Raw genomic sequence first — 15,878 nt, 5'->3', positions numbered from 1 at the left:
GCTCACGTCGCTCACGCTACCTGCTCGCACCGCCGGAGCCCAGCCCGAGCGAGCGGGCGATGAGCATGAGCTGGACCTCGGTCGTGCCCTCTCCGATCTCGAGGATCTTCGAGTCGCGGTAGTGGCGGGCGACCGGGAACTCGTCCATGAAGCCGTTGCCGCCGAAGATCTGCGTCGCGTCACGCGCGTTGTCCATGGCGGCGTCGCTCGCGGCGATCTTCGCCAGTGCCGCCTCGGTCGCGAAGGGCTTGCCGGCGTCCTTGAGGCGTGCGGCGTGGTGCCATGCCAGGCGTGCGTGGTGCACGCGGGCCTTCATCCTCGCGAGGGTGAACTGGGCGTTCTGGCGGGTGGCGAGGGCGGAGCCGAAGATCATGCGGCTCTGGGCATATGCGGTCGCCTCCTCCAGGCAGCCCTCGGCGGCGCCCGTGGACAGTGCCGCGATCGCGATGCGCCCCTCGGAGAGGATGGACAGGAAGTTCGCGTATCCGCGGCCGCGCTCGCCGAGCAGGTTCTCCTCCGGCACACGGGCTCCGGTGAAGGTCAGCGGATGCGTGTCGGATGCCCGCCAGCCGAGCTTGTCGTAGGCCGGCTCGACCGTGAAGCCGGGCGTGCCGTTGGGCACGATGATCGTCGAGATCTCCTTGCGGCCGTCCCTCTCGCCCGTCACGGCCGTCACGGTCACGAAGCGCGTGATCGGGGTGCCGGAGTTGGTGATGAACTGCTTCGAGCCGTCGATGACCCACTCGCCGCCCTCCAGACGCGCCGTCGTGCGGGTGGCGCCGGCATCCGATCCCGCCTCCGGCTCGGTCAGGCCGAAGCCGGCGAGTGCCTTGCCCGCGGTGAGGTCGGGCAGCAGCTGTTCCCGCTGGGCATCGGTGCCGAAGTGGTAGATCGGCATGGCGCCCAGCCCCACACCGGCCTCGAGCGTGATGGCGATCGACTGGTCGACCCTGCCGAGACCTTCGATCGCCAGGCACAGGGCGAAGTAGTCGCCGCCCTGGCCACCGACCTCCTCAGGGAAGGGCAGGCCGAACAGCCCCAGCTCCCCAACTGCCCGACGACGTCCATCGACAGGGTCTTCGTGCGATCGGCCTCGTAGGACTGCGGTGCGACGACCTCGTTCGCGAACTCGCGCACCATCGCGGCGAGCTCTTGCTCTTCGGCGCTCAGGAATGCGGTCATGACGACTCCTCGGTGGTGTGGGCCCCGGTGGGGCATGGGGCACGCGCGCGACGGGTTGATCGGTGCGCACCTGGTCTCCGACGGCGACGAGCAGTCGCACGACCCCGTCGTGGGGGCGAGCACGGGGTGCTCCATCTTCATGGCCTCGATCGAGACGAGCCGATCGCCCTTGCGCACCTCCGCGCCGTCGTCGACGTGGAGGGCGACGACCGCACCCGGCATGGGCGCGAGACAATCCGGCCCCTGGGCGGACTCGCTCGGGTCGAGGGCGGCCAGGCGTCGTTTCAGCGCCTGCCTCCGGGTCAGCGGACGCAGCCGGATGCTGCGCCCGCCGTCGCTCACCCAGACGGCGCCGTCGTCGGCGGCGACCGCGACCTCCGAAAGAGCTTCGGCCGAGCCGTGGACGATGATGTCGGTGTCGGTCAGGAAGGCCTGGGCGGGTGGGGCCGCGGGAGCGGACAGGCGCCAGCCGCGCAGGGCGACCCACGGGTCGGGGTCGGATGCCGCATCCGCCGGCTGCAGCGCTCGCGCCGCCGCGGCGAGGGCCTCCTCCGAGACCGGTGCAGCCTCGTAGGGCAGCAGCGTCTCGATCAGGCCGGTGTCCATGTCGCCGGCCTGCACCCGCTCGTCTGCGCCGAGAGCACGAAGGAAGCCGATATTCGTCTCGACACCGAGCACGACCGTCTCGCCCAGGGCCGCGTCCAGCTGCGCGAGCGCCTCCGCACGCGACGGCGCGTGGGCGATGACCTTCGCGATCATGGGATCGTAGGAGGCGGAGACCTCGCTGCCGGTCTCGACCGCGGCATCCGTCCGCACCCCTTCGGGGGCGCCGAACACGAGCACACGGCCCACCGAGGGCAGGAAGCCGCGCTCGGGCGACTCGGCGTAGACGCGGGCCTCGATCGCGTGCCCCGCGGTTCGGGCGGCGACGCGACCCGCCCGCCGGCGGCGACCTCCAGCTGCAGGGCGACGAGGTCGAGACCGGTGACGGCTTCGGTGACCGGGTGCTCGACCTGCAACCGCGTGTTCATCTCGATGAAGAAGAACTCCTCGGGCCGGTTCTTGTCGATGAGGAACTCGACCGTGCCCGCGCCGATGTAGTCGACGCTGCGCGCGGCGGCGATAGCCGCCTCCGCCAGACGAGCACGGGTCGCATCCGACAGCCCCGGGGCCGGCGACTCCTCGATGACCTTCTGATGACGTCGCTGCAGTGTGCACTCCCGCTCGCCGTAGGCGACGATGTCTCCGTGGCTGTCGCCGAAGACCTGCACCTCGATGTGGCGGGGCGTGGCGATGAGCCGTTCGAGGATGAGCGCGTCATCGCCGAAGGCGGCCGTCGCGACCCGGCGGGCGGAGGCGAGCGCCTGAGGCAGCTCTGCGGCATCCGACACGATCTCCATGCCCTTGCCGCCGCCGCCCGCGCTGGGCTTGACCAGGAGGGGGTAGCCGATCTCGGCGGCGCGCTCGGCGATCGCCGCATCGCCGAGCCCGGCGGCGTCGAAGCCGGGGATGATCGGAACGCCGTGCGCGCTGACATGCTCCCGCGCACGGGCCTTGTCTCCGGCGACCTCCAGGGCGCGGATCCCCGGACCCACGAAGACGATCCCTGCGTCGGCACAGGCGCGGGCGAGGTCGACGCTCTCGGAGAGGAACCCGTATCCCGGGTGGATCGCCTGGGCGCCGCTCTGCCGGGCGGCGGTGATGACGGCATCCGTCCGGAGATACGACGCGGACGCCGGATCGGGCCCGAGCCGCACGGCCTCATCGGCCTCGCGGATGTGCGGCGCGCCGGCGTCGCCGTCGCTGTAGACGGCCACCGAACGGATGCCGAGGGCACGCAGCGTCCGGATGATGCGCCGGGCGATCTCGCCGCGATTGGCGACGAGGACTGTGTCGAAGGGCGGGGTCTCGGTCACAGGGATCACATCCGGAATACGCCGAAGCGCGGTTCGGGCAGCGGGGTGCGGGAGACGACGTCGAGGGCGAGGCCGAGGACATCGCGGGTCTGGTCGGGATCGATGATGCCGTCGTCCCAGAGGCGGGCGGTGGCGTAGTAGGGCTCGCCCTGCTCCTCGTAGCGCTCGCGGATCGGCTCTTCGAAGGCGGCGCGCTCCTCGGAGCTCCAGCCCTCGCCGCGCGATGCGAGCTGGTCCTCCTTGACGGTCGCGAGGACGGATGCCGCCTGCGTCCCGCCCATGACCGAGATGCGGCTGGCCGGCCAGGTCCACAGGAAGCGCGGCGAATAGGCCCGCCCGCACATGGAGTAGTTGCCGGCGCCGAAGGAGCCTCCGATGATGACGGTGAGCTTGGGGACGCGTGTGGTGGCGACGGCGGTGACCATCTTCGCGCCGTCCTTCGCGATGCCGCCGGCCTCGGCGTCCTTTCCGACCATGAACCCGGAGATGTTCTGCAGGAACAGCAGCGGGACCCCGCGCTGGTCGCACAGCTCGATGAAGTGGGCACCCTTGACGGCCGAGTCGCCGAAGAGCACGCCGTTGTTGGCGACGATGCCGACCGGGTGGCCGTGGATGCGGGCGAAGCCGGTGACGAGGGTCGTGCCGTACTGGCTCTTGAACTCGTGGAAGGAGTCGCCGTCCACCAGACGCACGATGACCTCGTGCACGTCATAGGGCTGGTTCACGTCGACCGGGACGACGTCGTAGAGGCTCGAGGTCTCCGCGGGCTCGACGACCGCCTGCACGTTCGTGACCGGAGCCGCCGAAGCCGGCAGGGTCGCGACGATGTCGCGGAGGATCTCCAGCGCGTGCTCGTCGTCCTCGGCGAGATGGTCGGCGACACCGGAGCGGCGGGCGTGCAGCTCTCCCCCGCCGAGCTCCTCGGCGGTGACGACCTCGCCGATCGCGGCCTTCACGAGGGCGGGCCGCCCAGGAAGATCGTGCCCTGGTTCCGCACGATCACGCTCTCGTCGCTCATGGCCGGCACGTAGGCGCCGCCGGCGGTACAGGAGCCGAGGACGGCGGCCAGCTGCGGGATGCCCTCGGCCGACATGCGCGCCTGGTTGAAGAAGATGCGCCCGAAGTGCTCGCGGTCGGGGAAGACCTCGTCCTGCTTCGGCAGGAACGCACCACCCGAGTCGACGAGGTAGAGGCAGGGAAGGCGGTTCTCGATCGCGATCTCCTGCGCGCGCAGGTGCTTCTTGACCGTCATCGGGAGGTAGGAGCCGCCCTTGACCGTGGCGTCATTGCACACGACCATGACCTGGCGGCCGTGCACGAGACCGATCCCGGCGACGACCCCGGCGGCCGGGACCTCGCCGCCGTACATGCCCTCGGCGGCCAGCGGTGCGACCTCGAGGAAAGGGCTGCCCTCGTCGAGGAGGCGGCTCACGCGGTCACGGGGCAGGAGCTTCCCGCGGGACACATGGCGTTCGCGCGCAGCATCCGATCCCCGCGCGCCACCTCGGCGAGGCGCTCATGGAGCGTTCTTGCGAGGGATTCCTGTGTCTGGGTCACCGGCATCCGGGGTGTCCTCCTCGACATCGCACGCTGCACCGGCCGTATCCCGTCCGGTCGTCGAACGAACGAATCGAGACGAAACGCGGCAAGCGGACTAAGCTCAGTTAGCATTGATTAACTGCACGTTCAGGTTAGCGAGGATTAACTGAAATGGCAAGCACCTCCCGTGACCGCGCCAAGGCCGAACGGTACGAGTCGCTGCTCCGCGAATCCGCGCGCCTGTTCGCCGAGCGCGGCTTCGCCGGCGTGAGCCTCGAAGAGCTGGGCGCCGCCGTCGGCGTCTCCGGTCCCGCGGTCTACCGGCACGTCAGCGGCAAGCAGGCACTGCTCGGTGCTCTCCTCGTGCGGGTCAGCGAAGATCTCGTCGCGGGCGGCATCGGCGTCGCCGAGGCGACCCCCGAGGGCATCGATCGGATGCGGGCGCTCATCCGGTTCCACGTCGACTTCGCCCTCGGCAACGCCGATGTCATCCGCGTACAGGACCGCGAGATCCCGCATCTCTCAGACGACGATCACGCCGAGGTGCGGCGCCTGCAGCGCACCTACATCGGCCTGTGGATGCAGACGCTCGCCCTCCTGCGTCCGGGATCGGAAGCCGAGCTCCGCCTGCGAGTGCAGGCCGGATTCGGCCTCATCAACTCCACGCCGCACTCGACGACCGCCGCCGCCCGCTCCGATGCGGCCACCGCCGGCGTTCTCGCCGCGATGGCCGAGGCGGCGCTCCTGGCCCCGCCTGACCGCGCCCGCCGGCGCAGCAGTGAGTGAAGAACGTCCCTCCACCTTCAGCGCCACACCGGTCTCAGTTGTTGCGGGTCGCCTCGTCCGCATCCCGCATCGTGTGCGACAGAGACGAGCGCCGGTCTCAGTTGTTGCGGCATCCGGCGTGGAATGCCCGCAACAACTGAGACCGGCACAGAAGTCGGCAGAGGCGGAGGCTGTCTCCGAACACGTGCGGACTCACCGCATGAGCATCGCGCGCCCGGGCTCCTCGAGGATGTCGGCAACGTCCTTCAGGAAACGGGCGCCCTCGGCCCCGTCCACGATCCGGTGGTCGAACGACAGGCTGAGCGTCATCACCTGGCGCAGCGCGATCTCGCCCTTGTACTCCCAGGGCTGACGACGCACCGCGCCGAGCGCGAGGATGCCGCTCTGGCCCGGCGGGAGGATCGGTGTGCCCGCATCCACCCCGAACACGCCGATGTTCGTGATCGAGAAGGTGCCCCCGGCCAGCTCGGCCGGAGACGTCTTGCCCGCGCGCGCCGTCTCCGTGAGAGAGGCGAGCGAGGCGGCGAGCTCGGTGAGCGTCATGTCCTGCGCCTCACGGATGTTCGGCACGATGAGCCCGCGCTCCGTCGCCGCCGCGATCCCCAGATCCACATAGTGGTACTGGACGATCTCCCCCGCCTCTTCATCCCAGCGGGAGTTGAGGGCCGGGGTGCGCGTCAGCGCCAGGCACACGGCCTTCGCCGCGACCACGAGCGGGCCGATGCGCGTGCCCGCCAGCGCCCTGTCCTCGCGGAGCGACGCGATCAGATCCATCGTCGCGGTCACGTCCACGGTGTGGAAGGTCGTCACATGCGGAGCGGTGAAGGCGCTCTGCACCATCGCCTGGGCGGTGTGCTTGCGCACGCCCCGGATCGGCACGCGCGTCTCCCGGCCCTCGGCGCGTCCGAGCGCCGAGACCACGGGCGCTTCGACGGGAGCGGAGGGGCGGCCGCCGCACCGACGCGCTCGGCATAGGCGTCGACGTCCTCGCGGGTGACGATGCGGTCGCCGACCTCCGCAGCGACGAGCACGATGTCGATCCCGCGGTCCTTGGCGTACTTGCGCACCGGAGGCGTCGAGCGCGGACGCTCCCCCACCGGTGTCTCCTTCTGCGTCTCGGGGATCGCATCGTGGGGTGCCGCATCGATGACCGCGGTGTCGGATGCCGCGGGCTTCGCGCCGGCACGCCGTGCGCGGCGCGCCGGACGTCCGGAGCTCACCGCCGCTCCATATCCGACGAGGTTCGGCTTCGCCCCGTCCTCGCCGGAGGACGGCGTCTCGGCCTCCGGTTCGGCGCCCTCGATCTCGAAGACGATCAGCGGGGCACCGACGGCGAGGGTCTCCCCTCGCCCACGTGCAGCTGGGCGACGGAACCCTCGTAGGGCGAGGGCAGCTCGACGACGGCCTTGGCCGTCTCGACCTCCGCGAGCGTCTGGTTGAGTGCGACGGCATCGCCGGGCTTCACATGCCACGTGACGACCTCGGCCTCGGTCAGGCCCTCTCCGAGGTCCGGGAGACGGAACTCCTGCTTCATCGCTCCACCTCCGTCAGGCTGTTCGGGCGATCGAGCACGCGGTCGACGGCATCGAGGATGCGGTCCAGGTCGGGCAGGTGGAACTTCTCCAGCTTCGCCGGCGGGTAGGGGATGTCGTGCCCGGTCACGCGCAGAGGCGCCGACTCCAGCCAGTGGAAGCAGTCCTCGGTGATGCTCGCGATGACCTCGGCGGCCACACCCGCCTCGCGGGAGGCCTCGTGCGCGACGACGACGCGACCGGTCTTGCGGACCGACGCCGACACGGTGTCGTAGTCCACCGGCGACAGGGAGCGCAGGTCGATGACTTCGAGCGAGATCCCTTCGTCCTCGGCCGCCGCGGCGGCATCCAGTGCCGTGGTCAGCATCGCGCCGTAGCTGATGAGCGTGGCATCCGTTCCCTCCCGCACGACATGGGCCAGACCCATCGGCGGCGCATCCGCCAGGGGCGCGTCCAGGTCGACTTCGCCCTTGTGGTGGTAGAGGCGCTTGGGCTCGAAGAAGATCACCGGGTCGTCGCTGGCGATCGCCTGGCGCAGGCACCGGTAGGCGTCCTGCGGGTTCGACACCGCGATCACGCGGAGGCCTGCGGTGTGCACGAAGTACGCCTCGGGCGACTCGGAGTGGTGCTCGGCCGCACCGATGCCTCCCGCCCAGGGGATGCGGATCGTGATCGGCATCTTCACGCGACCCTGGGTCCGGTAGTGGAGCTTGGCGACCTGCGAGACGATCTGATCGAAGGCCGGGTACACGAAACCGTCGAACTGGATCTCGACGACCGGCCGGTATCCGCGAAAGGCGAGGCCGACGGCCATGCCGACGATGCCGGACTCGGCCAGCGGCGTGTCCATGACGCGTTCCGCGCCGAACTCGTCGAGGAGGCCGTCGGTGATGCGGAACACCCCGCCGAGCTTGCCGATGTCCTCGCCCATGATGACGACCTTGTCGTCGTCACGCATCGCCTGCTGGAGCCCGGCGGTGAGGGCCTTGCCCAGGGTCATCTCCGTCATCTCAGGCCTCCTCGAACGCCGCGAGGTACGCCGCATAGTCATCGCGCTGACGGCGCAGGCCCGTGTGGGGCTCGGCGTAGACGTTGTCGAAGACCGCGAGCGGCTCGCGGGTCACCATGCCCAGGCACGCCGCGCGCAGCTCCTTCGCCGTGGCGTCGGCCGCCGCCTGCGCCTCCGCGACATGCTCGTCGGTCAGCGCGCCCGTCGCGCGCAGGTGCGCCTCCAGGCGTGCGATCGGGTCGCGCTGCGCCCAGGCCTCGACATCCGATTCGGTGCGGTAGCGCGTCGGGTCGTCGGCGGTCGTGTGCGGGCCCATGCGGTAAGTCACCAGCTCGAGGAACGCCGGGCCTCGGCCCGAACGGGCGTGCTCGGCCGCCCAGCGCATCGCGGCGAAGCAGGCGAGGACGTCGTTGCCGTCGACCCGCAGGCTCGGGATGCCGAACCCGGGGGCGCGGCCGGCGATCGGATGCTTGGCCTGCACCGTGACCGGCTCCGAGATCGCCCAGTGGTTGTTCTGGCAGACGAAGACGACCGGGGCGCCGTAGGAGGACGCGAAGATCATCGCCTCGTTGACGTCGCCCTGGCTGGTCGCACCGTCGCCGAAGTAGGTCACCGCCACCTCGTCAGTGCCGTCGTGACGGATGCCGACGGCGTATCCGGTCGCGTGGAGCGACTGCGCGCCGATGATGATCTGCAGCGGCGCCATGCGCATCTGCGCGGGATCGAAGGCGGACCCCTCCTCGCCGCGCCACACGCGCACGTAGTCGCCGGGCGCCACGCCCCGCGCATAGAGCACCCCGTGCTCGCGATAGCTGGGGAAGATGAAGTCGGTCTCGCGCAACGCGCGGGCGGTGCCGATCTGGGAGGCCTCCTGACCGCGGCACGGTGCCCACAGACCCAGCTGGCCCTGACGCTGAAGGGCGACGCCCTCGCTGTCGATGCGGCGCACGACCGTCATGTCGCGCCACATCCCCGCAGCTGCTCGACGTCGAGATCCCTCAGATGCGGATCGAGTCGGGGATTCGGAAGCCTCGTCCCGTCGGGCGCGAGCACCCTCTCGACCAGATCGAGATCGATGCCCTTGTCCAGAGCCGGAGATTTATGCGTTGACATCTTCGTCCTCCTCGTGGCCTCGCCCTTGTGGGGCTGTTCACGTCGTCGGCAGCCGCGTTGCTGCCCTGATGGCAGGATACGTCCGTTCATCACCTCGCTCAAGCAACTGAATCAGGCTTGAGCATGTTGCCAAGCAGAGCACAATGAGTGGGTGCTAGAGTTTGGCACTATGTCCTCCCTCGATCGCATCGACCTGGAACTGCTCGCAGCTCTCACCGCGGACCCGCGCGCGACGATCGTCGCCCTGGCCGAGCAGCTCGGCCTCTCCCGCAACACCATCCAGGCGCGCATGGCCCGCCTGGAGCAGTCCGGCGTCTTCCTCTCCTACGAGCGCTCCATCTCCACCGAGGTCCTCGGCTTCCCCCTGCAGGCCTTCATCAGCATCGGGCTGCGCCAGAACGAGCTGCCGCGCATCGCCTCCGAGCTCGCCCGCATCCCGGAGGTCGTCCAGGCGCACGGCCTCAGCGGCTCGGTCGACATCCTCGCCCGGGTCGCCTGCCGCGACGCACGGCACCTCTTCGACACCGACGCCCGCATTCTCGCGATCGAAGGGGTCGAGCGCACCGAGACCGCCCTCGCAATGGGCGAGGTGATCCCTACCGCGTCGCCGGCCTCATCGGTCTCGCCAGGCGGGAGCCCTGAGGAAACGGGTGACCGCACCGGCCGCTTCGGCCGGCGTCTCGTAGTGGATGAGGTGCCCGACGCCGGCGATCTCGTGCAGCTGAGCCCGCTCGAACATCCCGGCGAGCTCGCGCTCCGCCTCGATCGGCGTGATCTGATCCTCCTGCGCCGCCACGAGCAGCGTCGGAACCCGGATGCCGACGGCGAACTCCCGCACGTCGTGCGACACGCTCGCCACGAAGGCATCCCGCAGGACATCGCGGTCGGCGAAGCGCGAGAAGTAGGTGTCGTGCTGATCGTGGATGAAGCGGCGCAGCGCCGCATCCGAGGTCTTGACCATCGCGAGGCTCGCGACGCGAACGATCACGCGGTTGCGCAGGAGCGCGGTGCCGAGACGCTCGGGAAGCCAGGCGCCGGCGCCGTAGTAGAGCACCGCGAGACGGGTGAGCACACCCTTCGGTCCTTCCAGTGCGGGGGCGCCGATCGGATTGAGGAGGATGAGCCGCGGCGTCTCGAGCCCGCGCGCGACGGCGGCCGCGGTCACGATCGAACCGAAGGAGTGTCCGAGGATCACGGCTCCCGGGCCACCTGCCCCGCGAAGTCCGTGAGCCAGGAGGCATAGGCCTCCAGGTCGTGCCGACGGTCCGGCAGTGGCGCGGTCTCTCCGAATCCGGGAAGGTCGGGCATGATCACGCGGATGCCGGGAAGATAGGCCACGACCGGCTCCAGGCCGTGATGCTCGCCTCGGAAGCCATGCACGGCGATGACGGTCGTCTCCGCATCCGCCGACCCGTACTCCCAGTACGCGGTCGTGCCGCCGAGCACTTCGACCTCGCGCCGGGTCACCGGGATCGCGGTCAGGCGGGCGGCATACGGCGAGGGCGCGGGCATGTCTCCAGTCTAGGAGCCGGATGCCGCGCCGATCACGGTGCGCCTGGACGCCGATGTCGGCGGCCCCGTCTACCGTGAAGGTCATGAGCGAACACGGCGACCTCCCCGACTGGCTGACGACGATCGGCGTCTTCGACCTGGAGACCACCGGAGTCGACGTCGCCGAGGATCGCATCGTCACCGCGCACGTCGGCATGCTCGACGCGCGGGGCGATGTGGTCACCTCACGCTCGTGGCTCGCCGACCCGGGCATCCCGATCCCCGCCGGCGCGAGCGCCGTGCACGGGGTGACCACCGAGCAGGCGCGCGCCGAGGGCCGCCCGCCGCCGAGGTCGTCGCCGAGGTGCGCGAGGCCCTCGCCGCACTCTTCGCCCGCGGTATCCCGGTCGTCGCGTACAACGCCGCCTACGACTTCAGCCTCCTGCGGCACGAGTGCCTCCGCCACGGCCTCGCCGCACTCACCCCTCAGCCCGTGATCGACCCGCTCGTTATCGACAAGCGCATCGACCGCTACCGGCGCGGCAAGCGCACGCTCACGCACGTCGCCGAGCACTACGGCGTCGATCTCTCCGGCGCCCATGAGGCCTCCGCCGATGCCGAGGCCGCCGGCCGCGTCGCCCTCGCGATCGCCCGACGCTATCCGGCCCAGTTCGGCGAGTCCGCCCTCGGACTGCACACCGCCCAGATCGGCTGGGCCCGCGATCAGGCCGCGAGCCTGACCGAGTACTTCATCCGCATCGGGCGTCTCGAGCCGCACGAGACCCTCGACGAAGCCTGGCCCGTGCGCTGAGCTGTCGCGGATACGCGAAAGAGGGGCCCGCCGAAGCGGACCCTCTTTTCGTGCAGGTAGCGTCAGTTGCTGCCGCCGAAGCCCTTGAAGCGCTGGTTGAACTTCTCGACGCGGCCGGCCGAGTCCATGATGCGCTGCTTGCCCGTGTAGAACGGGTGCGAGGCAGACGAGATCTCGACGTCGACGACGGGGTACTCGACGCCGTCGAGTTCGATCGTCTTGTCGCTGGTGACCGTCGAGCGGGTCAGGAAGGTCTCGCCCGAACCCAGGTCACGGAACACGACGGCCTGGTAGTCGGGGTGGATGTCAGTCTTCATGCGGAATCCTTGCGGAGATGTGGATGGGAAAAGTCTGCGGGTGCGCAATCGGCACCAAGGGTCAAGTCTAGCAGATCGGAATCGAACGCTCAGGTCGTGGCGCGTGCGGCGTAGCGGCCCTCGGAGGCGGACAGGCTGATCGGCAGCCTGAACGTGTCGGTCAGCGCCTCGGCGGTGAGCGTCTCGGCGATCGGGCCGGCGGCGACGATCGCCCCTCGCGCAGCAGCAGGACGTGCGTGAACCCGACCGGGATCTCCTCGACGTGGTGGGTCACCATGACCATCGCGGGCGTCGTCGGCGCCGAGGCATAGCCGCTCAGCAGCGCCAGCAGCTCCTCGCGCGCCCCCAGGTCGAGGCTCGCGGTCGGCTCGTCGAGCAGCAGCAGCTCGGGGTCGGTCATGACGGCCCGCGCGATCTGCACGCGCTTCTGCTCGCCGTCGCTGAGGGTGCCGAAGGTGCGGTCGGCCAGGTGGTCGAGGTGCCAGTCGCGGAGCACCCGGAGCGCCCGGCGCTCATCGATGTCCTCGTACTCCTCGTTCCAGCGGCCGAGGACCGAGTAGGCAGCCGTGAGCACGGCGTTGAGCACCGTCTCATCGCGCGGCACGCGCTTGGCCATGGCCGAAGACGCGAAGCCGATGCGCGGACGCACCTCGAAGACGTCGGTGCGCCCCAGGGTCTCCCCAGCACGGTCACCGTCCCCGAGGTCGGGTGCATGAGGGTGTCAGCGAGCTGCAGCAGCGTCGTCTTGCCTGCGCCGTTCGGGCCGAGGATCACCCAGCGTTGCTCTGCGGTGACGCTCCAGGTGACGTGATCGACGATGTTGCGCCCCTCACGGCGCACGACGACATCGGTGAAATCCAGGGCGCTCGACATGCTTCCACCCTATCCGCTCAGGAACGCGCCCCTCCCGACTCGTGCCGCGTTTCTTCCCGGGTTCGCTGCGCGATGCCTGGCTCAGCGCACGGACCCGCTCAGAAGCTCGGCGTAGAGCGCGCGGGTCGTCTCGGCGATCGACGACCAGCTGAACTGCGTGCGTGCCCGCTCGCGGCCCGCCGCACCGTACTCGGCGGCCCGGGCGCGATCACCGGTGACCTCGGTGAGCACCTGGGCGAGATCCTGAACGAAGCGTTCCGGATCCAGTGGCGTGCCGGTGCCGTCCTGCAGCTGCTCGATCGGCACGAGCCGGCCCGTGACACCGTCGTCCACGACCTCCGGGATCCCTCCTGTCGACGTCCCGACGACGGCGGCGCCGCACGCCATGGCCTCGAGGTTGACGATCCCCAGCGGCTCGTACACCGAAGGGCAGACGAAGGCCGTCGCCGCCGTGAGGATCGCCGAGAGCTCGGCGCGGGGCAGCATCCGCTCGATCCACACGACCCCTCACGCGTCTTCTGCAGCTCTGCCACCCCTGCCTGCACCTCCGCCATGATCTCCGGGGTGTCGGGGGCGCCGGCGCAGAGCACCAGCTGCACATCGCCGGGGAGCGCGGCGGCCGCCCGAAGGAGGTAGGGCAGTCCTTTCTGACGCGTGATGCGCCCGACGAAGACCACCGACGGCCGATCGGGTCCATCCCGATGCTGTCCAGGAACGCCCGGTCCTCCGTGGGGTGCCAGGCGTCGATGTCGATGCCGTTGTGGATCACCCGGACTTTGGCCGGATCGACGGCGGGATAGCTGCGCAGGATGTCGGCGCGCATGCCGGCGCTCACGGCGATGATGCCCGCCGCGTTCTCGTAGGCGAGCTTCTCGATGCCGCTGGAGACCGCGTAGCCTCCGCCGAGCTGCTCGGCCTTCCACGGCCGCAGCGGCTCGAGGCTGTGCGCCGTGAGCACATGCGGGATGCCGTGCAGCTGCGAGGCCAGGTGCCCGCGAAGTTCGCGTACCAGGTATGGCTGTGCACGAGGTCGGCGCCCGCGGTGGCCGGGACGATGACCAGATCGGTGCCGAGGGTCTGCAGCGCCGGATTCGCCGTGGCGAGCTCGGCCGGCACGCCGTAGGCGGAGGTCCCGGCTCATCCCGCAGCGCGCCGAACGCCCGCACGCGCACATCGACAAGACCGCCGGGCGCCGGAAGATCTCGAAGCGCGCGGACCAGCTCGGCGACGTGAACGCCGGCGCCGCCGTAGATCTCCGGCGGGTACTCCTTGGTGATCACATCAACGCGCATGTCATGAACGCTAGTACAAGGTGGCAGGAGGGTTCTATGGTGGAGCCATGGCCACCGCACCAAAGGTTTTCGGCATCATCCTCGCCGGTGGCGAGGGCAAGCGACTCATGCCCCTCACGGCGGATCGCGCGAAACCCGCGGTGCCCTTCGGCGGCCAGTACCGCCTCATCGATTTCGCCATCTCCAACCTCATCAACTCCGGGCTCCGGCAGATCGTCGTACTGACGCAGTACAAGTCGCACAGCCTCGACCGCCACATCTCCCAGACATGGCGGATGTCGGCGCTCCTGGACTCCTATGTGACATCGGTTCCGGCGCAGCAGCGCCTCGGGAAGCGCTGGTTCTCCGGGTCCGCCGACGCGATCCTGCAGAGCCTGAACCTCATCAACGACGAGAAGCCCGACATCGTCGTCGTGATCGGCGCCGATCACGTCTACCGCATGGACTTCCGTCAGATGCTCGATGCGCACATCGCCTCGGGCGCGAAGGCGACCGTCGCCGGCATCCGCCAGCCCATCGCCCTGGCCTCGCAGTTCGGGGTCATCGATGTCGCCGCAGGAGACTCCGGGCGCATCCACGAGTTCCTCGAGAAGCCGTCGGATGCCGCGGGCCTGCCGGACTCCCCGCACGAGGTGCTCGCCTCGATGGGCAACTACATCTTCGATGCCGATGCCCTCATCGCCGCGGTCGAGGCCGATGGCGAGCTGCCGACGTCGAGCCACGACATGGGTGGCGACATCGTGCCGTACTTCGTCTCTCGCGGCGAGGCCGGCTTCTACGACATGAAGCAGAACGAAGTGCCGGGCTCCTCGCCTCGGGATCGTGCCTACTGGCGGGACGTCGGGACCATCGACTCCTTCTTCGATGCGCACATGGATCTCATCTCGACGCTGCCCGTGTTCAACCTGTACAACATGGAGTGGCCGATCCACTCGCAGATGGTCAACTCTCCCCGGCGAAGTTCGTGCGCGACTCGGTCGGCCGCATCGGCAACGCGATCGACTCGATCGTGTCGCTCGGCTCCGTGCTCTCGGGCACGCACCTCGAACGCAGCGTCGTGGGACCGTGGACGCTGGCCGGCGGCGGCTCGACGATCACCGATTCGGTCGTCTTCGAGCATGTGCGGGTGGGGCAGGGCGCCCGCGTGCACCGGGCGATCCTCGACAAGAACGTCGTGCTCGCCGATCGGGCGACCGTGGGCGTCGATCGCGAACGCGACCTGGAGCGGGGTTTCACCGTCACCGAGTCGGGGCTCACGATCGTCGGCAAGGGAGTGCACATCGAGGCCTGAGCGTCGGCCACGCCCCTCCCCGGGCCCGCGCGCCCGAGGTGCCCTAGGCTCGATCGGGTGACCACCGGCGCTTCCTCGTAGTCCTCGACGCCGACTCGACCCTGATCCAGGACGAGGTGATCGAGCTGCTCGCCGACGAGGCCGGACGCCGGGACGAGGTGCAGGCCGCGACCGAGGCCGCGATGCGGGGCGAGGTGGACTTCGCCGCGAGCCTGCGTTCGCGCGTGGAGGCGCTGCGCGGCGTGCCGGTCACGGCATTCGAGCATGTACGGCGCGGGTGCGTCCGACCCCGGGTGTACGCGAGCTGACGGCTGCGGTGCACGAACGCGGCGGGGTCGTGGGCGTCGTCTCGGGCGGCTTCCACGAGATCCTCGACCACATCGCTCCGGAGCTCGGGGTCGATCACTGGCGCGCGAATCGGCTGACGGTGACCGAAGAGGTGCTGGCCGGCACCGTCGACGGCGAGATCGTCGACGGCGGGGTCAAGGCGGTGATGCTGCGAAGGTGGGCGGAGGAGTTCTCCGTCCCGCGCGGGCGACGATCGCGATCGGCGACGGCGCGAACGACCTGCAGATGATGGCGGCCGCCGGCCTCGGCCTGGCGTTCAACGCGAAGCCGGCCGTCCGGGAGGCGGCCTCGCTCGTCGTCGGTCCGCAGGACCTCCGCGAGGTCATCCCGCTGCTGCCGTGACCGCACGGGGTGCCCGAATGTCGGCGGCCCCGCTAC

The 15,878-nt window shown here is 70.0% G+C and carries 5 protein-coding genes and 11 pseudogenes; 5 read left to right on the top strand and 11 right to left on the bottom strand.

Annotated features, from left to right (window positions below):
* Window positions 1-16 precede the first annotated feature (16 nt).
* From KAE78_RS16425 to KAE78_RS16415, 4 genes and pseudogenes are all read right to left on the bottom strand, one after another.
* Window positions 17-1,182 (bottom strand): annotated as a pseudogene (locus KAE78_RS16425) (acyl-CoA dehydrogenase family protein).
* A gap of 162 nt (window positions 1,183-1,344) precedes the next feature.
* Window positions 1,345-2,025 (bottom strand): annotated as a pseudogene (locus KAE78_RS19105) (acetyl/propionyl-CoA carboxylase subunit alpha); the annotation flags it as partial.
* Window positions 1,938-3,098 (bottom strand): biotin carboxylase N-terminal domain-containing protein, encoded by a 1,161-nt coding sequence (locus KAE78_RS19100; RefSeq protein WP_317451943.1) that lies wholly within the window; start codon window positions 3,096-3,098, stop codon window positions 1,938-1,940. The gene KAE78_RS19100 and the pseudogene KAE78_RS19105, both read right to left, overlap by 88 nt.
* A gap of 5 nt (window positions 3,099-3,103) precedes the next feature.
* Window positions 3,104-4,682, bottom strand: a pseudogene (locus KAE78_RS16415) (carboxyl transferase domain-containing protein).
* Window positions 4,683-4,808: 126 nt separating this feature from the next.
* Here KAE78_RS16415 and KAE78_RS16410 point away from each other — a divergent pair.
* A complete protein-coding gene (locus KAE78_RS16410; RefSeq protein WP_223172626.1) occupies window positions 4,809-5,423 on the top strand; it encodes a TetR/AcrR family transcriptional regulator in 615 nt (204 codons plus the stop codon).
* Window positions 5,424-5,615: 192 nt separating this feature from the next.
* Here the strand turns inward: KAE78_RS16410 and KAE78_RS16405 are convergent.
* From KAE78_RS16405 to pdhA, 3 genes and pseudogenes are all read right to left on the bottom strand, one after another.
* Window positions 5,616-6,957: pseudogene (locus tag KAE78_RS16405) on the bottom strand (dihydrolipoamide acetyltransferase family protein).
* Window positions 6,954-7,964, bottom strand: coding sequence for an alpha-ketoacid dehydrogenase subunit beta (locus tag KAE78_RS16400; protein WP_317451942.1), 1,011 nt, complete (start codon window positions 7,962-7,964; stop codon window positions 6,954-6,956). The pseudogene KAE78_RS16405 and the gene KAE78_RS16400 overlap by 4 nt, the downstream one beginning before the upstream one ends.
* 1 nt (window position 7,965) lies before the next feature.
* Window positions 7,966-9,077: pseudogene (gene pdhA / locus KAE78_RS16395) on the bottom strand (pyruvate dehydrogenase (acetyl-transferring) E1 component subunit alpha).
* 169 nt (window positions 9,078-9,246) lie between these two features.
* Here pdhA and KAE78_RS16390 point away from each other — a divergent pair.
* A pseudogene (locus KAE78_RS16390) lies at window positions 9,247-9,719 on the top strand (Lrp/AsnC family transcriptional regulator).
* On the opposite strand, the gene KAE78_RS16385 reads toward KAE78_RS16390, so the two are convergent.
* Entirely contained in the window at window positions 9,691-10,674 is a 984-nt protein-coding gene (locus KAE78_RS16385) for an alpha/beta fold hydrolase (protein WP_262927894.1), read from the bottom strand. The pseudogene KAE78_RS16390 and the gene KAE78_RS16385 overlap by 29 nt on opposite strands.
* On the opposite strand from KAE78_RS16385, the pseudogene KAE78_RS16375 reads away from it, so the two are divergent.
* A pseudogene (locus KAE78_RS16375) lies at window positions 10,673-11,379 on the top strand (3'-5' exonuclease). The gene KAE78_RS16385 and the pseudogene KAE78_RS16375 overlap by 2 nt on opposite strands.
* A 62-nt stretch (window positions 11,380-11,441) precedes the next feature.
* On the opposite strand, the gene KAE78_RS16370 reads toward KAE78_RS16375, so the two are convergent.
* The 3 genes and pseudogenes from KAE78_RS16370 to glgA all read right to left on the bottom strand — a co-directional run bounded on the left by KAE78_RS16370 (window position 11,442) and on the right by glgA (window position 13,861).
* Entirely contained in the window at window positions 11,442-11,696 is a 255-nt protein-coding gene (locus KAE78_RS16370) for a type B 50S ribosomal protein L31 (protein ID WP_223172625.1), read from the bottom strand.
* An 89-nt stretch (window positions 11,697-11,785) separates the two neighbouring features.
* Window positions 11,786-12,569: pseudogene (locus KAE78_RS16365) on the bottom strand (ABC transporter ATP-binding protein).
* A gap of 81 nt (window positions 12,570-12,650) precedes the next feature.
* A pseudogene (glgA, locus tag KAE78_RS16360) lies at window positions 12,651-13,861 on the bottom strand (glycogen synthase).
* Between the two features lie 47 nt (window positions 13,862-13,908).
* Between glgA and KAE78_RS16355 the strand changes: the two are divergent.
* A pseudogene (locus tag KAE78_RS16355) lies at window positions 13,909-15,152 on the top strand (glucose-1-phosphate adenylyltransferase).
* Window positions 15,153-15,253: 101 nt separating this feature from the next.
* A pseudogene (gene serB / locus KAE78_RS20110) lies at window positions 15,254-15,842 on the top strand (phosphoserine phosphatase SerB).
* Window positions 15,843-15,878 lie beyond the last annotated feature (36 nt).

It is taken from the genome of Microbacterium sp. NIBRBAC000506063 (assembly GCF_017968845.1).
Lineage (GTDB): Bacteria > Actinomycetota > Actinomycetes > Actinomycetales > Microbacteriaceae > Microbacterium.
Note: the sequence above shows the minus strand (reverse complement) of the source record. Positions and strands in the feature narration are given on the sequence as shown.